Consider the following 18,211-nt stretch of genomic DNA (forward strand, 5'->3'; position numbering starts at 1 on the left):
CCGTGCGTCACATTATTCCATGTTGATGATGACGTTTTCCTGCCACAGGCTCGGCAGTGCCTTGGAGGTTTCTTCCCAGGCCTTGGCGTCCTTGATCGGCTGCACCTTGGCGTACTGCTCGTTGGGCAGCAGCTTGGCCTGCACTTCGGCCGGCAGGGTCAGGTGCTCGGCGCGGATCGGGCGGGCGTTGCCCTTGGCCAGGTTGATCTGGCCGGCGTCGCTGAAGATGTACTCGCGAGCCAGCTTGGCGGCGTTCGGGTTCTTGGCGTACTTGTTGATGATGGTGGTGTAGCCGGAAATCACCGAACCGTCGGAGGGGATCAGCACCTCGAAGCGGCTGGGGTCGATCTGGTCGCGGTAGGACAGGCCGTTGAAGTCCCAGACGATGCCGACTTCGACTTCGCCTTTCTCCAGGGTCTGGATGGTCGGGTTGGACAGGGACAGGCGGCCCTGTTCGGCGATCTTGGCGAAGAGGTCCAGGCCCGGCTGGATGTTCTTCTCGTCACCGCCCTTGGCGATGGCGGCGGCCAGCACGCCGTTTACGGCCTGGGCGGCGGCGCTGACGTCACCGATGGCGACCTTGTACTTGCCTTTCTCCAGGTCGGCCCAGGATTTCGGCGGTTCTTTCACCAGCTGCTTGTTGATGATGAAGGCGATGGAGCCGGTGTAGGCGAGGGCCCAGTGGCCGTCCTGGTCCTTGGCCCACGCGGGGACCTGGTCCCAGGTGCTGGGCTTGTAGGCCTGGGTGACGCCCTGCTGGGCAGCAATGGGGCCGAAGGCCGCGCCGACGTCGCCGATGTCGGCGGTGGCGTTGTCCTTCTCGGCGGCGAACTTGGCGATTTCCTGCGCCGAGCTCATGTCGGTGTCCATGTGCTTGAGGCCGAACTTCTTCTGCAGGTCGACCCAGGTGTCCTTCCAGTTCGCCCAGCTGTCGGGCATGCCCACGCTGTTCACCGCGCCTTCCTTGCGGGCGGCGTCTTCCAGGGCCTTCAGTGCAGCGTCATCCGCCATGGCCTGGGTGCTCAGGGCCAGGGTGGTTCCAATCAGTGAAGCCAGCAGCAGGCGTTTCATATGAAGCTCCTTAGCAGGGTTGAGTATTGGTCTAGATCAGCAAGACCCAGGCCAATCTAAAGGCCATAGATGACGGTTTCATTGCACCGCGCGGCTCTGCGGGCCCCGTTCTTCCGGCGTCAGCAAGCGTAGACCATGGCCGCACGTCCCATGGTGCTTGGTGTGGGACGGTGTCGCTGGCATGCACCCTGCACGTCGCAGGTGCTGTCACGGGACAGTCATCTAGGCTGCATAGGATGGTCACACCACCGTCGGCATCGCACTTTTATGGTGCTGGTCTATTCCAGATTGGAGTTTTTCGATGCGCGAAGAGGCGCCCCGTACCGTTACCGCCATCTGCCGAGCGCTGCAGGAGCAGATCGAACACGGCCTGCTGCCCCTGGGCGGCAAGCTGCCGGCCGAGCGCAAGCTGAGCGAGCTGTTCGACACCACCCGCATCACCCTGCGCGAGGCATTGGGCCAGTTGGAGGCGCAAGGGCTGATCTACCGCGAGGAGCGCCGCGGCTGGTTCGTCTCGCCGCCACGGGTGGCCTACAACCCCCTGGTGCGCAGCCACTTCCACGCCATGGTCGGCGAGCAGGGCCGGGTTCCGGCCACCGAAGTGCTCAGCGCACGGCTGATGCCGGCGACTGTGGAAGTCTGCGAACTGCTGGAGCTGCCGGCGCTGTCCAGCGTCTACCAGATCCGCCGGGCACGGCGCATCGACGGGCGGCTGGTGCTCTACGTCGAGCATTACCTCAACCCGCAGTACTTCGCCGGCATCCTCGATTTCGACCTGACCCGCTCGCTGACCGATCTCTACGGCAGCGAATACGGCATCCGCTACGGCCGCGTGCGCTTCGACATGGTGCCGACGGCCTTGCACCCCGAAGCCGCCTCGACCCTCAAGGTCGCCCCCGGCAGCCCGGCGCTGCGCATCACCCGCGTCAACCGCGATCAGCACGGCCGGCTGATCGACTGCGACCTGGAGTTCTGGCGGCACGATGCGATCCACGTCAGCGTGGAGGTGCCGGAATAAGGGCAGCTGCAAGCGGCAAGTTTCAAGCTGCAAGTGGTGGGGCGAAGGGGAGGTTGCAGCGGGGTAGCCCGGGCTCAGCCCGGGAACCGGAGGGAAGGGCGGGCCTGCGGCCCGCTGGGCGAATGAATTCGCCCCTACACGAGCGGTCTTGCCGCTTGAGGCTTGTCGCTTGTCGCTGCTTCTAAACGTAGTTCTCGGGGGAGAGCTTGCGCTCCACCAGCTCGATGAGGATGTGCACCACCTTGATGTGCAGCTCCTGCACGCGGTCGGCGAAGTCGCCGCCGGGGGCGCAGATGCACACGTCGGCGAGGCCTTCGAGCAGCGAGCCGGGTTTGCCGGTGAGGGCGACGACCTTCACCCCCAGCGCCTTGGCGGCTTCGGCGGCCTTGATCACGTTGGGGCTCTTGCCGCTGGTGCTGAAGGCCAGCAGCACGTCACCTTCGCGACCGTGGGACTCGATGTAGCGCGAGAAGATGTGGTCGTAGCCGAAGTCGTTGGCCACGCAGCTGATGTGGCTGGCGTCGCTGATGGAGATGGCGGCGATGCCCGGCCGGTTCTTGCGGTAGCGCCCGGTCAGTTCCTCGGCAAAGTGCATGGCGTCGCACATGGAGCCGCCATTGCCGCAGGAGAAGGCCTTGCCCTTGTTCTCGAAGCTTTCCACCAGCAGTTCCGCCGCGCGCTCGATGCTGCGCAGGGCCTGCTCGTTGGCGATGAAGTTGTCCAGCGCCGTCCGGGCTTCCTCGAGGCTGTTGCGGATGTGGCTGAGCATGCGGCTGTCTCCGTTCAGGGCAGGTCGTGGCTGGAGTAGAAGGCGGCCAGCACCTTCACTAGGTGGGCGAGGTCATGGCTGCCGGCCAGTTCGCGGATGGAGTGCATGGCGAAGGTCGGCAGGCCGATGTCCACGGTGCGCACGCCCAGCTGGCTGGCGGTGATGGGGCCGATGGTGGAGCCGCAACCCATGTCGCTGCGGGTGACGAAGCTCTGCACCGGCACTTCGTTTTCCAGGCACAGGTGGCGGAAGAAACCGGCGGTTTCGCTGTTGGTGGCGTAGCGCTGGTTGCTGTTGATCTTGATCACCGGGCCGGCGTTGAGCTTGGGCCCGTGGTTGCCGTCGTGCTTGTCGGCGTAGTTGGGGTGCACGCCGTGGGCGTTGTCGGCCGAGACCAGCAGCGAGCGCTGGATGGTGCGGGCGAACGCATCGCCCTCGGGCATCAGACGGCGCAGCACCTGCTCCAGGAAGGGGCCGTCGGCGCCACAGGCGGAGCAGGAGCCCACTTCCTCGTGGTCGGTGCACACCAGCACGCAGCTTTCGTCGCCTTCGGCAGCAAGCAGGGCCTGCAGGCCGGCGTAGCAGGAGAGCAGGTTGTCCAGACGCGCACCGGCGATGAAGTCGCCGCCAAGGCCGATCACGGCGGCGCTCTGGGTGTCGTAGAAGCTCAGTTCGTAGTCCAGCACCGCATCGGCGCTGACGCCGTGCTCCAGGGTCAGTTGCTCGGCCAGCAGGTCACGGAACTCGCGGGTCTCGCCGGTGGCCAGCTGGGCCAGGATCGGCGGCAGTTCGGTCTGGGCGTTGATGGCCCAGCCCTGGTTGGCTTCACGGTTGAGGTGGATGGCCAGGTTGGGGATCACGGCGATGGGCGCCTGGAAGTCCACCAGCTGGCTTTCCACCTTGCCGGCGGCGCGGTAGGTGACGCGGCCGGCCAGGGACAGGTCGCGGTCGAACCAGGGCGCCAGCAGGGCGCCACCGTAGACTTCGACGCCCAGTTGCCAGAAGCCCTGGCGGTGCAGTTCCGGGTTGGGCTTGACCCGCAGGCAGGGGCTGTCGGTGTGGGCGCCGACCAGGCGCAGGCCGCCGTCGAGCATGGGGCGCTTGCCCAGTTTGATGGCGATCAGCGAGGAGTCGTTGCGGGTCACGTAGTAGCGCCCACCGGCCTCGGCGCGCCAGGCATCACGCTCGTCGAGGTGCACGTAGCCCGCGGCCTCCAGGCGCTGGGCCAGGCTGCGGGTGGCATGGAAGGGGGTGGGGGAGGCCTTGAGGAAATCGATAAGGCCCTGGTTCAACTCTTCGCGCATAACGGACTCCAGACAGCGATGGGCCGGAGTTTATCGCATCGGGCTTGGTGATTAGGAGGCGCAGGCCGGTGAATTTTCACCATGGCGGCGATAGCAGGGTTCTTGTGCCGGCCGTCGTGGTTTCAGCGGTGCCGCGCGACCACTGAAAACAGGTGCCAGCGCTTGGTGCGGCCACGGGCGGTGCTGCCTTCGCGGTCGATCACTTCGAAGTGCAGCAGCTCCCAGTCGGCGAACAGCTGCCGTACCTGGTCCTCGCTGAAGATGCTCAGCTCGGGGCCGGCCCAGTCGTCACGCTCGCCGAACAGGTTGCCGCAGAAGATACCGCCGCCTGCCAGGGCATCGTCGATGCGCTGCCACAGGGCGGGGAAGTCCGCCGGGGCGCAGAAGGGCAGGGCGAAGGCGCTGTTGACGATGTCGGCGGGCGGCAGCTCGCAGTCCTCGAAGCGGGCGCAGAGCGGTTGCAGGCGCGGCAGCTGATCGGGCGACACCTGGCCGAGCAGGCGTTCGATGGCTTCGGGCTCGCGGTCGATGGCCAGCACCTCCCAGCCACGGCGGAGCATTTCCAGGGTGTCGCGGCCGGCGCCGCAGCCGAGGTCGATGCCACGGGTGCCCGGGCGGCCGAGGGCCTCGATGGCCATCAGCAGGGCCGGCCAGGGCGGGGCGCTTTGGGTGCGGTCGTAGTAGAGGCTGTCGGTCATCGCCTCAGAACGGCGCCGGGCACTCGAAGCGCAGGCGCTCGCCGGTGACCGGGTGACTGAAGGCGAGCATGCTGGCGTGCAGGCACAGGCGCTCATGGGCGGCCAGGGCTTCGTCGTGGGCGTAGAGGCGGTCGCCCAGCAGCGGGTGGCCGATGGAAAGCATGTGCACGCGCAGCTGGTGGGAGCGACCGGTGATGGGGGTCAGCTCGACGCGGCAGTGGTTGCCGCAGCGCTCCAGCACCCGCCAGAAGGTCAGGGCGTGGCGGCCCTGCTCGTGGTCGACCACATGGCGCGGCTTGGTCGGCGGGTCGTAGCGCAGGGGCAGTTCGATGCGCCCGCTGTCCTGTTCCGGCTGGCCCCAGCAGAGGGCGGTGTAGGCCTTCTCGGTCTCGCGGTCGTGGAACTGGCGGGACAGCTCGCGGTGGCTGTCGGGGTTGCGGGCCAGGAGGATGATGCCCGAGGTCTCCCAGTCCAGGCGGTGGACGATCAGCGCTTCCGGGTAGCCGTTCTCCTGCAGCCGGGTGATCAGGCAGTCCTTGTTGTCATCGGCGCGGCCCGGCACGGAAAGCAGCAGGGTCGGCTTGTTGATGACCAGGAAGGCCGGGTCCTGGTGGAGTATTTCGATCTGCGAGAGAGGCATGGTTCTATTCCGGAAATGAAGACGGCGGCCGCAGCCGCCGTCCAGCACACCAGCCCGATCAGTGATCAGCGATCGGGCAGGGTGATGTTCAACTCGAGGATGGAGCAGTTGCCCTGGTCCTCGAGCAGGACCTGGACCTGGTCCTGGTCGATGTTGACGTACTTACGGATCACCTCAACCAGTTCCTTCTGCAGCGCCGGGAGGTAGTCCGGCTGGCTGCGCTGGCCGCGCTCGTGGGCGACGATGATCTGGAGTCGTTCTTTAGCGATCGAAGCGCTGTTCTGCTTCTTCCGCTCGCGAAAGAAGTCAAGAATATTCATTCACGGCCTCCAAAAAGGCGTTGCAAGAGTCCTTTCTTCTGCACGTCGAGGAACCGGTGGGGCAGTTCCTTGCCGAGCAGGCGATCGACGGCATCACTGTACGCCTGGCCGGCGTCGCTTTGCTCGTCGAGGATGACCGGAACACCCTGGTTGGATGCCTTGAGCACCGCCTGGGATTCCGGGATGACACCGAGCAGGTGGATGGCGAGGATTTCCTCGACGTCCTCGACACCGAGCATTTCGCCCTTGGTGACGCGCTCCGGGTTGTAGCGGGTGAGCAGCAGGCGCTCCTTGATCGGCTCCTCGCCCTTCTCGGCGCGGCGCGACTTGCTGGCCAGCAGGCCGAGCATGCGGTCGGAGTCGCGTACCGAGGAGACTTCCGGGTTGGTCACGACGATCGCCTCATCGGCGTAGTACATGGCCAGGTGGGCACCTTTCTCGATGCCGGCGGGGGAGTCGCAGACCACGTATTCGAAGTTCTGCGCCAGCTCTTCGATGACCTTGCCGACGCCTTCGAGGGTCAGCGCGTCCTTGTCGCGGGTCTGGCTGGCGGCCAGGACGTAGAGGTTCTCGAGACGCTTGTCCTTGATCAGGGCCTGGGTCAGGGTCGCTTCGCCGTTGATGACGTTGACGAAGTCGTACACCACGCGGCGTTCGCAGCCCATGATGAGGTCGAGGTTACGCAGGCCGACGTCGAAGTCGACGATGACGGTTTTGTGCCCGCGCAGAGCGAGGCCGGTGCCGATGGCGGCGCTGGTGGTGGTTTTGCCCACGCCACCCTTGCCGGACGTGACAACGAGGATCTTGGCCAAGGTGATTCACCCCAAATAATAAGAAAAGCGGGAACTTGCAGGCCTTGGTCGGCCGTCCTGGCTCCCGTTCAGGTCCCTGAAAATTCGCGGCAGTATCCGTTAAAGGCGGGTGATGTTCAACACATCTCCCGACAGGCTGACCTGCACCGAATGCCCCCAGAGCGGCTCGCGCCGCAGGTCTTCGGCGACCTTGTATTGACCGGCTACCGACACCAGTTCGGCGGCCAGTTGCTGGCAGAAGATCCGGGCCTTGGTATCGCCCTTTATGCCTGCCAGTGCCCTGCCACGCATGGGACCGTACACATGGATGTTGCCATCGGCGAGAAGTTCCGCACCCGGGCTCACGGGGGCGACCACCACCAGGTCGCCGCCGGGGGCGTAGATCTGCTGGCCGCCGCGCACCGGGGTGGTCACCACCTTGGTCGGGCGGGCCACGGGTTCGGCGGGCTTCTCCGGGGCTTTCGCCGCCTTCTTGGCGCCGGGCTCCACCGGGTCGATGACCCGCTCGCGAGCGCCCGAGGGCGGCAGCACGGGGATGTCGAGGCTGTTGGCGGCGGCGATGTGCTGTTCGTTGCTGGCGCGGATGGCCAAGGTGCGCAGGCCGTGGCGGCGGCAGACGTCGAGCAGCGCGGCGAGGTCCACTTCGCCTTCGCTGGCCGGCAGTTTGTCGAGGGCCATCACCAGCGGGGTGTTCTGGAAGAAGTTGGGGGCCTGGGCGACCTTGTCGGCCAGTTGCCGGTCGAGGCGTTCGAGGTCGTTGTGCGCCAGCTCCATCACGGTGATGGCGAGCATGCTGCCCTTGAGCTGGAACACGGGATCTTGGTCGAGAAGGTCAGCTTGGCTCATGGTCTTTCTGCTGGGTCTGATGGGCAGGACTTATAGCGAGAACGCCGGGCCGTCGCAAGACGCGCGGGGCGGGATGGGCGCCGGCCGGCAGCTATTTCTGTAGAATGCCGGCCTTTGTCCACGCAGCCCTACGGATCCACCGATGGAACGTCCCCGCTTCCGCGCCGCCTTCCTCCACCCGCGCTTCTGGCCCCTGTGGCTGGGCCTGGCGGTGCTGTGGCTGATTACCCTGTTGCCCTACCCGGTGCTGCTGCGCCTGGGGCGCGCCCTGGGCTGGCTGATGCTGCGGGTCGCCGGTTCGCGTCGACACATCGTCCGGCGCAACCTGGAGCTGTGTTTCCCCGCGTTGTCCGTTGCCGAGCGCGAGCGCTTGCTCAGGGAGAACTTCGCCTCCACCGGCATCGCCTTCTTCGAGATGGCCATGAGCTGGTGGTGGCCCGCCGCGCGCTTGCGCAAGCTCGCCCATATAGAAGGCCTGGAGCACTTGCGCCAGGCCCAGGCGGAAGGCCAGGGCGTGATCCTCATGGCGCTGCACTTCACCACCCTGGAGATCGGCGCCGCGCTGCTCGGCCAGGTGCACACCATCGACGGCATGTACCGCGAGCACAAGAACCCGCTGTTCGACTTCATCCAGCGCCAGGGCCGCGAGCGCCACAATGCGGAAGCCACCGCCATCGAGCGTGACGACGTGCGTTCCATGCTCAAGGTGCTGCGTGCCGGACGTGCCATCTGGTACGCGCCGGACCAGGACTACGGCCGCAAGCAGAGCCTGTTCGTGCCGCTGTTCGGCATCACCGCCGCCACCGTCACCGCCACCACCAAGTTCGCCCGCCTGGGCCGCGCCCGGGTGGTGCCCTTCACCCAGGAGCGCCTGGCCGACGGCTCCGGCTACCGCCTGGTGATCCACCCGCCGCTGGTGGACTTCCCGGGCGAAAGCGAAGAAGCCGATTGCCTGCGCATCAACCAGTGGATCGAGCAGGCCGTGAGCCGCTTGCCCGAGCAGTACCTCTGGGCCCACCGCCGCTTCAAGACCCGGCCGGAAGGTGAGCCGAAGCTCTACTGAGCAGCGCCGGCCCCACGCGGGCCCTATACTCGCGGAAAAACCTCGGAAGCCTTTCATGAGTGAACTCGCCGCAGCCAAGCCCGTGACCGGACTCATCCTCTCGGGCGGCGGCGCGCGAGCGGCCTACCAGGTGGGCGTGCTGGCGGCCATCGCCGACCTGCTGCCCGACTCGATGCAAAACCCCTTCCCGGTGATAGTCGGCACCTCGGCCGGCGCCATCAACGCCGTGGGCCTGGCTTGCGGCGCCCTGCATTTCAGCGAGGCGATCCGCCGTCTCACCGCCGTCTGGCAAGGCTTCCATACATCCCAGGTGTACCGCAGCGACTGGCCCGGCGTGCTGCGCCAGAGCGCGCGCTTCTTCGGCCACAGCCTGCTGGGGATGAACCGCCACGCGCCGGTGGCGTTGCTGGACAACGCCCCCCTGCGCAACCTGCTGGAGCGCGAGCTGGACTTCACCGGCATCGCCGCCGCCGTACGCCTGCGCCAGTTGCGGGCCGTGGCGGTGACCGCCTTCGGCTACGAATCCGGCCAGGCGGTGACCTTCTACCAGGGCCGCGCCACCATCGACCCCTGGTTCCGCCACCGCCGCGTCGGCGTGCCCACGCGTCTGGGGCTGGACCACCTGCTGGCCAGTGCGGCCATTCCGCTGATCTTCCCGCCGGTGCGGATCAACCGCGAATACTTCGGTGACGGCGCGGTGCGCCAGTCGGCGCCCATCAGCCCGGCCCTGCACCTGGGGGCCAATCGCGTCCTGGTGGTGGGGGTGAGCGGCAACCCGCGGGTGGGCAACGTCAACGATGGCGTGGTGCGTGCCAGTACGGGCAACCCGCCGAGCCTGGCGCAGATCAGCGGGCACATGCTCAACAGCACCTTCGTCGACAACCTGGAAAGCGACATCGAGCTGTTGGAACGCATCAACCAGTTGAGCCAGGCGATCCCGTCCGGGCTGCGCCCGCGCAACCTGGGCCTGAAGCCTGTGGAGGTGCTGGTGATTTCGCCGAGCCGGCCGCTGGACACCATCGCCGCGCGCCACCGACGGGAGATGCCGCGGGCGATCCGCACCTTCCTGCGCGGGCCGGGGGCGACCAAGGCCAGTGGCGCCGGGGTGATCAGCTACCTGCTGTTCGAACCCGGCTACTGCAACGAACTGATCGAGCTGGGCTACCAGGACGCCATGGCGCAGAAGGCCGATCTGCAAAGCTTCCTCGGCCTGGAAACGGCGTCGGTGGTGCCGACGCCGGTGACCTACTAGCCCGCCAGGCGGCCATCGCGGTAGTCGCGCAGGGCCTGTTCGATTTCCTCACGGGTGTTCATCACGAAGGGACCGTACTGCACGATGGGCTCCCCCAAAGGGCGACCGGCGAGCAGCAGCACACGGGCACCCTCGGTGCTGGCCAGTTCCAGCGCGCCCTGCTCCGAGAGGCGCACCAGGCGACCCTTGGCCACCGGGTTGCCGTTGACGTGCACCTCGCCCTCGTAGACGTAGAGCAGCACCCGCAAGCCATCCGCCAGGCGCGGGGCCACGCGGCCGCCGGCCTGCAGGTGCAGGTCGAACAGTTGCGGTTCGGTGTGCGGGCGTTGCACGGCGCCGTCCTGTTGCACCTCGCCGTCATCGAAGCGCCCGGCGATCACCAGGGCGTCGACGCCGCCCGAGGTGCGCAGGCGCGGGATCTCGTGCGGTGCGAAGTCGCGGTAGCCCGGGTCGCCCAGCTTGTCCTTGCCCGGCAGGTTGAGCCAGATCTGGAAGCCGCGCATCACGCCCTCCTGCTGCTCCGGCATCTCGCTGTGGATGATGCCGCGCGCGGCGGTCATCCACTGCACGCCGCCGTTCTCCAGCAGGCCGACGTTGCCCAGGTGATCCTCGTGGCGCATGCGCCCTTCGATCATGTAGGTGATGGTTTCGAAGCCGCGATGGGGGTGGGGCGGGAAGCCGGCGACGTAGTCGTCCGGGTTGGCCGAGCCGAACTCGTCGAGCATCAGGAAGGGGTCGAAGCGCGGGATGCCCTGCTCGGCGAAGACGCGGGTCAGGTTGACCCCGGCGCCGTCGGATGCGGGCTGGCCGGGGCGTTGTTCGATGATCTGGCGATAGCTGTTCATAGGAGCCTCCCTGGAAAAGAATGGGGCGATGCTAATCCAGGGAATCGAATCGATGGTGCGTGATTTTGCGTGGTTCCTATCGAACCGTTGGATGGGTGCTGTGCTCCGGGCTGGCGCCATGGTCGGCGCCAGCTCGGGGCTGCATCACTCGGCGATCTGCAGCTTGCGCGACTCGGTGTAGACGTAGCGGATCTTCTCGTACTCGAAGGGCGAGTTGAGCTGGCCGTAGCGGAAGCTGGTGGTGTAGCGCTTGTCCACCGCCCGCAGCAGGCTGATCTCCGGGTGGTCGCGGCTGACCTCGGGCACGTTGAGGAAGTTGATCTGGTTGTCCGCCACGAAGTCCACCACCAGGCCGCCGGTGTCGCGCAGGTTGGAGGGGCCGAGGATCGGCAGCATCAGGTAGGGCCCGCCACCGAGGCCGTAGAAGCCCAGGGTCTGGCCGAAGTCCTCGCTCTGCTTGGGCAGGCCCATCATCGTGGCCGGGTCCCAGAGCCCGGCCACGCCGAGGGTGGTGTTGAGCAGCAGGCGCCCGGTGACCTCCATCGAGCGCTGGCCCTTGAACTGCAACAGGCTGTTCAGCAGGTTGGGCACATCCCCCAGGTTGCTGAAGAAGTTGCTCACGCCACTGCGCACGAAGCGCGGGGTGACGTAGGTGTAGCCGCGCACCACGGGCAGGAACACCCATTGGTCGAAGCGGTAGTTGAAGTGGTAGACGCGACGGTTCCAGGACTCCAGCGGGTCGTAGACCTCCAGGGCGTCGAAGGTCGAGCGCTCGAATTCGCGCTGGTCGAGCCCGGGGTTGAACTGCAGGCGCTGGAGCGGCTCGGTGAAACCGTCCGGTCCCTGGCGTTCATCGGCGAAGGTGGAGGCGCTGGCCGCCAGCAGGGCGAGGAGGAGGACTTTCTTAGCCACGGAAGAACTCCAGCATGGCGTCGCTGTTGACGCGGTAGTTGAGGTTGCCGCAGTGGCCGCCATGGGGGTAGACGGTCAGGCGGTCGCCGAAGGTGCGGCGCAGGAAGCCCAGGTCGCCCGGGCCGAGGATGACGTCGTCGGCGTTGTGCATCACGGCGATCTTCTTGCTCTGTTTCAGGTAATCCTCCAGGCCGTAGAGGCTCACCTGGTTGATCAGCTGGGTGAGGCTGCCGCCATCGAAGCGGGCGCGCCAGAAGGGGATCAGCTGCTCGGTGATGTAGCAGTCGAAGTCGCACTGCAGTGCGCGCTTGAAGAAGGGCGTGAGGCTGGTGCCTTCGGTGATCGGCAGCTTCACCGGGGTGATCAGGCCGCGACGGTTGATCAGGTCCGAGGTGAAGGCGATGTCCGAGGAGGAGAAGCGGAAGGAGGTGCCGATGAGCATCGCCATCTGCTCGTCCGAGAGCTTCTGCTTGGATTGCTGGAAGTCGTAGAGCATGGCGTCGTTGATGTCGACGTAGCCCTGGTGCTGGAAGTAGCGGGTCAGCTTGCCCAGCACCACTTGGTAGAAGGTGGTGTTGTCGTCGATGCCCTTGACCCGGGTCTGCACCAGGCGGTCGAGGTTGGTGATGGAGGTGTAGAGGTTCACCGGCGGGTTGAGCAACAGCACGCGCTTGAAGTTGAAGCTGCGGCGGGTCTCGTCGAGCTGGCTGACGAAGGCCGCCTCGAGGGCGCCGAGGCTGTAGCCGGTGAGGTAGAAGTCGGTCACCGGCAGGTGCGGGTGTTGGGCGCGCACCGCCTGCATCACCCGGTAGAGGTCGTCGGCGTCCTCCCGGGAGAGCCCCGGCGTGGCGAAGCGCGAGGCGGCCGCCATGAAGTCGTAGCTGGTGGGCGAGGACAGCTGCACCACGTGGAAGCCGGCACCGTAGAAGAGCTTCTTCAGGTACTCGGCCAGGGTGCTGGAGTAGTGGGCACCGGTGCCGGCGATGATGAACACCAGTGGCGCGGCGTGGTCCTGCTGGGCCAGGCGGTAGCCCATGGTCTTCACCGGCCAGAAGTTGTCCGGCAGCTTGAACTCGCGTTCGGGGCGCAGCTTGAGGCTGTAGTCGGCCTGGTCGATGTCCTCGTCCGCCGGCAGCTCGGGGCGCAGCTCCGGTGGCGTGGTGGCGATGGTCGCCTCGAAGGGGTTGGTCAATGGAAAGCCATAGCCGGCAGCATCTATATCGGCCGCCCACAGCGGGGCACTCAGAAGCAGGCTGCCGAGCAGGGCAGCGAGGCGGAGACGAAGCATGAGGTTCAAGTCCCTTTGCAGGAAGTCGGGCTGAGGGGATACCGATGCTATGACAAGTGCGGGCTCGCCAAAGTGCCGTGAGGGAAGGCGAAATGCCTTCACTGGGCGCCGGACAGCATGCACCCGGCGCAAAGGCGGGTCCAGGCCTCCTTGTTAGCGCTGTTTACAGACTTTGTCTTGCATACGGCGAGCGTGCGTTTATCCTTGGCGCCGCTTTCAATTCTTCGGAGAGAACCATGTCACGCCGTCTGCCCCTGATCATCCTGCTGGTGGTCCTGTCGCTCTGGCTGGCGGCCAGCTATGGCCTGCGCTACGGCCTGATGGAGGACGGCCAGTGGGTCGGCCTGTGCGTCGACAATGCCCAGCGCTGGGAATGCCAGGTGCGCGCCAACCTCGGCCTGCTCATCCACTTCCGCGTCATCGCCTGGAGCGCCCTGGTGCTGTCCCTGGTGGCCTTCTTCGTACCCGGCCGCGCCGGCTGGGGCCTGGGCGTGGCCGCCATGCTCTTCGCCCTGCCGGCCCTGGTGCTCTACAGCGCCAGCCTCGGCGTGTTCGCCATCGTCATCGCCGCCCTGCGCCTGGTGCGCGCGCCGCGTGGTGGGCTGAGCATCGCCTGAAGACTCGGTGCGGGACGAAAAAGGACGCTTCGGCGTCCTTTTTTTCGCCTGCGGGTCGGGGCTGCATGCCAGGTTCGGCTTCGCTGCGTCGGGCTGTGTAGGGTGGATGGCGCTCTTCTCATCCACCAGGCGGTGCTGCCGGGGAACACCCTGCAGTGGCAGCCCTGCGGCCTGCTTGGCGACTGAAGTCGCCCCTACATGGCCTGGATGGGCTTGTAGGTCGGGTGCAACCCGGCGTTTGTGTGCGGGATGCCCTGGGGCGTTGTTGTAAGAGCGAATTCATTCGCGAAAGACCCTGCCCGCTGCATCGCGGTTGAAACCGCTCCCACGCCAGCAAGCCGGTTATCGCAGGCAATAAAAAAGGGATGCCGAGGCATCCCTTTTTCGTTGCTCCTGGCTCAGCGGCCGAGGCGCAGGCTGCGTACCAGGGCGAGGGTCAGCAGCAGGGCGGTGGCGGCCCAGCCGATCGCCTGGATGTTGCCCAGGGTCTCTTCATAGAGTTGCGGGATGATGCCCAGGCCGACGAACAGCGCCAGCAGGGCGATCTCGCGGCGTGGCGCCTTCACCGGGCGGCACAGGTAGACCACCGCCGGCAGCAGCAGCGCAGCGCTGGGGAAGCTGCGGTAGCGGGCGTCGAACACCAGGGCCAGCATCAGCACGGCACCGGCGAAGCCAGAGGCGGACAGCCACCAGCCGGCACGGGTGTCGAGCCAGGCGAACAGGCGGCCACGGGCGCCTTTGCGGGTCGACAGCGCCAGGGCGCCGTGCATCAGCACCACCAGGTTGAGGCCGACGATGAAGGCCGCCCAGGCCCATTCACCGGCGAAGCGGGCGGTGATGCGCGCCAGTTCGGCCCACATGCCGATGCAGCCGGCACCCAGTGCGGCCAGCAGGGGCAGTAGCAGGGCGGCGCGGCTGGAGGCGGGGCGCCCGGCGACGATCAGGGTGAGGGCGAAGATCAGCCCGCTGACGGAAAGCCACAGCGGCCAGTTCGGCAGGTTGGAAACCGGGCCGGCGAGCACGCCCTTCTCGGTGCGGTCAGCGCTGAACAGGCCCCAGTAGCCACCGACAGCGCCTTCGCTTTCACGCTTCCAGGGCTGGTCGAAGGCTTCGATCAGGTTGTAGCGCCAGCCGTTCTCTTCGGCCATGTGCACGAAACCACGGATGAACAGGGCTTCGTTGACGCGGCTGGGCAGGGCGGTTTCGCGCTGGCGGCCTTCGCTGGGCCAGCCGGTTTCGCCGATCACGATGTCCTTGGGTGCGAAGCGCGTGCCGAACTCCTCGCGGATGTCCTTCACGTGGGCCAGGGCCTCGTGGATGCCGGCGGGGTCGTCTTCCCAATAGGGCAGCAGGTGGATGGTGAGGAAGTCCACCGCCGGCGCGACTTCGGGGTGCTTGAGCCAGAATTCCCACACATCCGCGTAGGTGACCGGCTGCTTGACCTGGGCCTTCACCTGGCCGATCAGCTTGGCCAGCTGGGCACCGGTGACTTCCTTGCGCAGCAGGGTTTCGTTACCGACGATCACCGCCTCGACCACGTCCGGGTTGGCGTTGGCGGCCTTGATCAGCGCGTCGATCTCCTTGCCGGTGTCCACCGGGTTGCCGTTGACCCACGCGCCGAGCATCAGCTTCAGGCCGTGCTTGCGGGCCAGCTCCGGGATGGCTTCGAGGCCGGTCATGGAGTAGGTGCGCACGCAATGGAAGCGGGTGGCGAGCAGTTCGAGGTCGGCGTCCATGCGCTCGGGGCGCAGCACGAAGGGCTGGTCGAACGGCGACTGGTCCTTGTCGAACGGGCTGTAGGAGGCGCATTGCAGCTTGTGCGTCGGGGTGGCCGCATCGGGCAGGATCACCGGCTTGCCCTGGCCGTACCAGAGGGCGGCGAGCAGCAGCAGGGCGGCGATCGAGGCGAGCAGGTAGGGCAGAACGGGGAATCGACGGGTCTGGCTCATGGGCTAAGGGCGCGTGGTGGCGGCAAAGCCGCGCATCTTAGCGGATTCAGCTGTTCGGTAGGAATGCGCTGGCCACCTGCTAACTGGTTTCAGCGCATTACCGAGGTGTTTTCCGGCCCGCTCAGGCGTGCTGGTGCAGCCAGTTGCCCCGAAGCGCAGTCGAGCCTTCGGCCTTGGCCTTCTCGAAGCGCTTCCAGACCTTCTCGTGGACGTAGAAGCCTACGGAGTTGACCAGCGGCTCGACGATCGCCACCAGGCCGCCGATGGCGACGCTACCGGTGAGCAGGTAGGCAACGGTGAAGGCGATGCCGAAGTGCATGACGGTGAAGGTGACGGTCTTGAGCATGATGGGTCTCCCTGCAGATGGGAATGATTCCGAGTTGCGTGCAGAGTAGAGGCCCTGTTCCATGCAAGGAAATATGCATGGGAAATGGTGCTGATAGAGCGCCTATATGAATGGCCTACGACCTTGGTCGAGAAAGCCCCGACGCTACGACTAAGGTCGTCTGTTGTGTATGTACGAGCGTTCTAGAGTTGTTTTCACCACTAACGTGCTGTGTAGAGGACAACAACAATGAACGACAGCATCTACCAGCGGATTCACGAGAATCCGCGATTCCAGGAGTTGGTCGCCAAGCGCGAACGCTTCGCCTGGATTCTCTCCGCCATCATGCTCGGCCTGTACCTGGCCTTCATCCTGCTCATCGCCTTCGAGCCCCAGGTGCTCGGCACCAAGCTCAGCCCTGATTCCTCCATCACCTGGGGCATCCCGATCGGTGTCGGCCTGATCGTCTCCGCCTTCGTGCTCACCGGCATCTACGTGCGCCGGGCCAACGGCGAGTTCGACCGCCTGAACCGCGAAGTCCTCAAGGAGGCGCAGCAATGATCGCGCGCATCCTTTCCATCTGCGGCATCGTCGGCCTGATGGCCGTGGCCCCGGCCCTGTGGGCCGCCGGCGCCCTCGAAGGCGACGTGCAGCGCCAGCCGCTGAACGTCTCCGCCATCGTGATGTTCGTCGCCTTCGTCGGCTTCACCCTCTACATCACCTACTGGGCCTCCAAGCGCAGCAAGTCGACCGCCGACTTCTACACCGCCGGCGGCAGCATCACCGGTTTCCAGAACGGCCTGGCGATCGCCGGTGACTACATGTCGGCGGCGTCCTTCCTGGGTATTTCCGCACTGGTGTTCACCTCCGGCTACGACGGCCTGATCTACTCGATCGGCTTCCTCGTCGGCTGGCCGGTGATCCTCTTCCTGATCGCAGAGCGCCTGCGCAACCTCGGCAAGTACACCTTCGCCGACGTCGCCTCCTATCGCCTCAAGCAGAAGGAAATCCGCACCCTGTCCGCCTGCGGTTCGCTGGTGGTGGTGGCCTTCTACCTGATCGCCCAGATGGTCGGTGCCGGCAAGCTCATCGAGCTGCTGTTCGGCCTCAACTACCACGTGGCCGTGGTCCTGGTGGGCGTGCTGATGGTGCTCTACGTGCTCTTCGGCGGCATGCTGGCCACCACCTGGGTGCAGATCATCAAGGCGGTGATGCTGCTCTCCGGCGCTTCCTTCATGGCGATCATGGTGCTCAAGCACGTCAACTTCGACATCGGCACCCTGTTCAGCGAAGCCATCAAGGTTCACCCGAAAGGCGAGGCCATCATGAGCCCCGGCGGCCTGGTCAAGGACCCGATCTCGGCGATCTCCCTCGGCCTGGCGCTGATGTTCGGTACGGCCGGCCTGCCGCACATCCTGATGCGCTTCTTCACCGTCAGCGATGCCAAGGAAGCCCGTAAATCGGTGTTCTTCGCCACCGGCTTCATCGGCTACTTCTACATCCTCACCTTCATCATCGGTTTCGGCGCCATCCTCCTGGTCAGCACCAACCCGATGTTCAAGGACGCCACCGGCGCGCTGCTGGGCGGCAACAACATGGCGGCGGTGCACCTGGCCAACGCCGTGGGCGGCAGCCTGTTCCTCGGCTTCATCTCGGCCGTGGCCTTCGCCACCATCCTCGCGGTGGTCGCCGGCCTGACCCTGGCCGGTGCCTCGGCGGTGTCTCACGACCTGTACGCCTCGGTACTGAAGAAGGGCAAAGCCAACGAGAAGGATGAGCTGCGCGTATCGAAGATCACCACCGTCGCACTTGGCGTCCTGGCCATCGGCCTGGGCATCCTGTTCGAGAAGCAGAACATCGCCTTCATGGTGGGCCTGGCCTTCTCCATCGCTGCCAGCTGCAACTTCCCGGTGCTGATCCTTTCCATGTACTGGAAGAAGCTGACCACCCGTGGCGCCATGATCGGTGGCTGGCTGGGCCTGATCACCGCGGTCGGCCTGATGATCCTCGGCCCAACCATCTGGGTGCAGATCCTCGGTCATGCCGAAGCCATCTACCCCTACGAGTACCCGGCGCTGTTCTCGATCCTCGTGGCCTTCGTGGGTATCTGGTTCTTCTCCATCACCGACAAGTCCGCCGCTGCAGACGAGGAACGCGCACGCTTCTTCCCGCAGTTCGTCCGCTCGCAGACCGGCCTGGGCGCCAGCGGTGCAGCCGCTCACTGATCCACGTAACACTCCGTGACATTGGGCAGCCTTCGGGCTGCCCTTTTTGTTTGGGGCGGGGGTGGGCGAGAAAGAAAGGATCAGCAAGGGTGGATTACGCGGTTGGGGTCAGCTTCGGAGAGGCGGTGGGCTGAAGCCCACCCTACGCCCACCCTATGTGCATGCTACGTCCACCCGGTGCCTGGGTTGTGTGGCATATGGGCTGTGCAGGGGGAGGGGATGAGAAGGGAGAGGAGAAGAGAGGAGGGGGTGCTCGT

General features: G+C 66.0%; 19 protein-coding genes. 6 read left to right on the plus strand and 13 right to left on the minus strand.

Features of this window, described 5'->3' with window-relative positions; all coding sequences use genetic code 11:
• Window positions 1–12 precede the first annotated feature (12 nt).
• The gene (locus tag OEJ36_RS23820) at window positions 13–1,071 is read right to left on the minus strand and encodes an ABC transporter substrate-binding protein (RefSeq protein ID WP_263403631.1); all 1,059 of its coding nucleotides are present in this window, start codon (window positions 1,069–1,071) and stop codon (window positions 13–15) included.
• Between the two features lie 301 nt (window positions 1,072–1,372).
• Between OEJ36_RS23820 and OEJ36_RS23825 the strand changes: the two genes are divergently transcribed.
• On the plus strand, window positions 1,373–2,089 hold the full coding sequence (locus OEJ36_RS23825; RefSeq protein WP_021221295.1) for a UTRA domain-containing protein: 717 nt from the start codon (window positions 1,373–1,375) through the stop codon (window positions 2,087–2,089).
• Window positions 2,090–2,270: 181 nt separating this feature from the next.
• On the opposite strand, the gene lpcA is transcribed toward OEJ36_RS23825, so the two are convergent.
• From lpcA to minC, 7 genes are all read right to left on the minus strand, one after another.
• Window positions 2,271–2,858 carry a D-sedoheptulose 7-phosphate isomerase gene (gene lpcA, locus OEJ36_RS23830; protein WP_263403632.1) on the minus strand — a complete coding sequence of 196 codons (588 nt, stop codon included), beginning with the start codon at window positions 2,856–2,858 and terminating at the stop codon, window positions 2,271–2,273.
• 14 nt (window positions 2,859–2,872) lie between these two features.
• Window positions 2,873–4,162, minus strand: coding sequence for a M18 family aminopeptidase (locus OEJ36_RS23835; RefSeq protein WP_043245473.1), 1,290 nt, complete (start codon window positions 4,160–4,162; stop codon window positions 2,873–2,875).
• Window positions 4,163–4,284: 122 nt separating this feature from the next.
• Entirely contained in the window at window positions 4,285–4,860 is a 576-nt protein-coding gene (locus OEJ36_RS23840) for a class I SAM-dependent methyltransferase (RefSeq protein ID WP_263403633.1), read from the minus strand.
• 4 nt (window positions 4,861–4,864) lie between these two features.
• Window positions 4,865–5,500 (minus strand): RluA family pseudouridine synthase, encoded by a 636-nt coding sequence (locus tag OEJ36_RS23845; protein ID WP_263403634.1) that lies wholly within the window; start codon window positions 5,498–5,500, stop codon window positions 4,865–4,867.
• Window positions 5,501–5,565: 65 nt separating this feature from the next.
• Complete coding sequence (minE, locus tag OEJ36_RS23850) at window positions 5,566–5,820, minus strand: cell division topological specificity factor MinE (RefSeq protein ID WP_021221290.1); 255 nt, start codon at window positions 5,818–5,820, stop codon at window positions 5,566–5,568.
• Entirely contained in the window at window positions 5,817–6,632 is an 816-nt protein-coding gene (gene minD / locus OEJ36_RS23855; protein WP_263403635.1) for a septum site-determining protein MinD, read from the minus strand. Before minD ends, minE begins: the two co-directional genes overlap by 4 nt.
• A 99-nt stretch (window positions 6,633–6,731) precedes the next feature.
• Window positions 6,732–7,478, minus strand: a complete 747-nt coding sequence (gene minC, locus OEJ36_RS23860; protein WP_263403636.1) for a septum site-determining protein MinC — start codon at window positions 7,476–7,478, stop codon at window positions 6,732–6,734.
• 142 nt (window positions 7,479–7,620) lie between these two features.
• Here minC and OEJ36_RS23865 point away from each other — a divergent pair, with 142 nt between their 5' ends.
• Window positions 7,621–8,541, plus strand: a complete 921-nt coding sequence (locus tag OEJ36_RS23865; RefSeq protein WP_263403637.1) for a lipid A biosynthesis lauroyl acyltransferase — start codon at window positions 7,621–7,623, stop codon at window positions 8,539–8,541.
• 55 nt (window positions 8,542–8,596) lie between these two features.
• On the plus strand, window positions 8,597–9,793 hold the full coding sequence (locus OEJ36_RS23870; RefSeq protein WP_263403638.1) for a patatin-like phospholipase family protein: 1,197 nt from the start codon (window positions 8,597–8,599) through the stop codon (window positions 9,791–9,793).
• Here the strand turns inward: OEJ36_RS23870 and OEJ36_RS23875 are convergent.
• The 3 genes from OEJ36_RS23875 to OEJ36_RS23885 all read right to left on the minus strand — a co-directional run bounded on the left by OEJ36_RS23875 (window position 9,790) and on the right by OEJ36_RS23885 (window position 12,838).
• Window positions 9,790–10,638 carry a pirin family protein gene (locus tag OEJ36_RS23875; RefSeq protein ID WP_263403639.1) on the minus strand — a complete coding sequence of 283 codons (849 nt, stop codon included), beginning with the start codon at window positions 10,636–10,638 and terminating at the stop codon, window positions 9,790–9,792. The two genes, OEJ36_RS23870 and OEJ36_RS23875, sit on opposite strands and share 4 nt — an antisense overlap.
• A 144-nt stretch (window positions 10,639–10,782) precedes the next feature.
• Window positions 10,783–11,550, minus strand: a complete 768-nt coding sequence (locus OEJ36_RS23880) for a VacJ family lipoprotein (RefSeq protein WP_411861048.1) — start codon at window positions 11,548–11,550, stop codon at window positions 10,783–10,785.
• The gene (locus OEJ36_RS23885) at window positions 11,543–12,838 is read right to left on the minus strand and encodes a serine/threonine protein kinase (protein ID WP_263403640.1); all 1,296 of its coding nucleotides are present in this window, start codon (window positions 12,836–12,838) and stop codon (window positions 11,543–11,545) included. The genes OEJ36_RS23880 and OEJ36_RS23885 overlap by 8 nt, the downstream gene beginning before the upstream one ends.
• Window positions 12,839–13,074: 236 nt before the next feature.
• Between OEJ36_RS23885 and OEJ36_RS23890 the strand changes: the two genes are divergently transcribed.
• Window positions 13,075–13,455, plus strand: coding sequence for a hypothetical protein (locus OEJ36_RS23890; protein ID WP_021221281.1), 381 nt, complete (start codon window positions 13,075–13,077; stop codon window positions 13,453–13,455).
• Window positions 13,456–13,853: 398 nt separating this feature from the next.
• Here the strand turns inward: OEJ36_RS23890 and OEJ36_RS23895 are convergent, their stop codons facing one another.
• Together OEJ36_RS23895 and OEJ36_RS23900 are read right to left on the minus strand one after the other, a co-directional pair.
• A complete protein-coding gene (locus OEJ36_RS23895; protein WP_263403641.1) occupies window positions 13,854–15,404 on the minus strand; it encodes a beta (1-6) glucans synthase in 1,551 nt (516 codons plus the stop codon).
• A 121-nt stretch (window positions 15,405–15,525) separates the two neighbouring features.
• Window positions 15,526–15,750, minus strand: a complete 225-nt coding sequence (locus OEJ36_RS23900; protein WP_263403642.1) for a DUF2061 domain-containing protein — start codon at window positions 15,748–15,750, stop codon at window positions 15,526–15,528.
• A gap of 228 nt (window positions 15,751–15,978) precedes the next feature.
• On the opposite strand from OEJ36_RS23900, the gene OEJ36_RS23905 reads away from it, so the two are divergent.
• Window positions 15,979–16,290, plus strand: a complete 312-nt coding sequence (locus tag OEJ36_RS23905) for a DUF485 domain-containing protein (RefSeq protein ID WP_263403643.1) — start codon at window positions 15,979–15,981, stop codon at window positions 16,288–16,290.
• Window positions 16,287–17,954, plus strand: coding sequence for a cation acetate symporter (locus tag OEJ36_RS23910; RefSeq protein ID WP_263403644.1), 1,668 nt, complete (start codon window positions 16,287–16,289; stop codon window positions 17,952–17,954). Before OEJ36_RS23905 ends, OEJ36_RS23910 begins: the two co-directional genes overlap by 4 nt.
• The last annotated feature ends 257 nt before the right edge of the window (window positions 17,955–18,211 follow it).

This window comes from Pseudomonas sp. PDM13 (assembly GCF_025685765.1).
Classification (GTDB): domain Bacteria; phylum Pseudomonadota; class Gammaproteobacteria; order Pseudomonadales; family Pseudomonadaceae; genus Metapseudomonas; species Metapseudomonas solani.

Coding starts and splice junctions, on each gene's coding strand:
- OEJ36_RS23820 (WP_263403631.1), bottom strand. CDS start 1,071: ATGAAACGCCTGCTGCTGGCTTCACTGATTGGAACCACCCTGGCCCTG.
- OEJ36_RS23825 (WP_021221295.1), top strand. CDS start 1,373: ATGCGCGAAGAGGCGCCCCGTACCGTTACCGCCATCTGCCGAGCGCTG.
- lpcA (WP_263403632.1), bottom strand. CDS start 2,858: ATGCTCAGCCACATCCGCAACAGCCTCGAGGAAGCCCGGACGGCGCTG.
- OEJ36_RS23835 (WP_043245473.1), bottom strand. CDS start 4,162: ATGCGCGAAGAGTTGAACCAGGGCCTTATCGATTTCCTCAAGGCCTCC.
- OEJ36_RS23840 (WP_263403633.1), bottom strand. CDS start 4,860: ATGACCGACAGCCTCTACTACGACCGCACCCAAAGCGCCCCGCCCTGG.
- OEJ36_RS23845 (WP_263403634.1), bottom strand. CDS start 5,500: ATGCCTCTCTCGCAGATCGAAATACTCCACCAGGACCCGGCCTTCCTG.
- minE (WP_021221290.1), bottom strand. CDS start 5,820: ATGAATATTCTTGACTTCTTTCGCGAGCGGAAGAAGCAGAACAGCGCT.
- minC (WP_263403636.1), bottom strand. CDS start 7,478: ATGAGCCAAGCTGACCTTCTCGACCAAGATCCCGTGTTCCAGCTCAAG.
- OEJ36_RS23865 (WP_263403637.1), top strand. CDS start 7,621: ATGGAACGTCCCCGCTTCCGCGCCGCCTTCCTCCACCCGCGCTTCTGG.
- OEJ36_RS23870 (WP_263403638.1), top strand. CDS start 8,597: ATGAGTGAACTCGCCGCAGCCAAGCCCGTGACCGGACTCATCCTCTCG.
- OEJ36_RS23875 (WP_263403639.1), bottom strand. CDS start 10,638: ATGAACAGCTATCGCCAGATCATCGAACAACGCCCCGGCCAGCCCGCA.
- OEJ36_RS23885 (WP_263403640.1), bottom strand. CDS start 12,838: ATGCTTCGTCTCCGCCTCGCTGCCCTGCTCGGCAGCCTGCTTCTGAGT.
- OEJ36_RS23890 (WP_021221281.1), top strand. CDS start 13,075: ATGTCACGCCGTCTGCCCCTGATCATCCTGCTGGTGGTCCTGTCGCTC.
- OEJ36_RS23895 (WP_263403641.1), bottom strand. CDS start 15,404: ATGAGCCAGACCCGTCGATTCCCCGTTCTGCCCTACCTGCTCGCCTCG.
- OEJ36_RS23900 (WP_263403642.1), bottom strand. CDS start 15,750: ATGCTCAAGACCGTCACCTTCACCGTCATGCACTTCGGCATCGCCTTC.
- OEJ36_RS23905 (WP_263403643.1), top strand. CDS start 15,979: ATGAACGACAGCATCTACCAGCGGATTCACGAGAATCCGCGATTCCAG.
- OEJ36_RS23910 (WP_263403644.1), top strand. CDS start 16,287: ATGATCGCGCGCATCCTTTCCATCTGCGGCATCGTCGGCCTGATGGCC.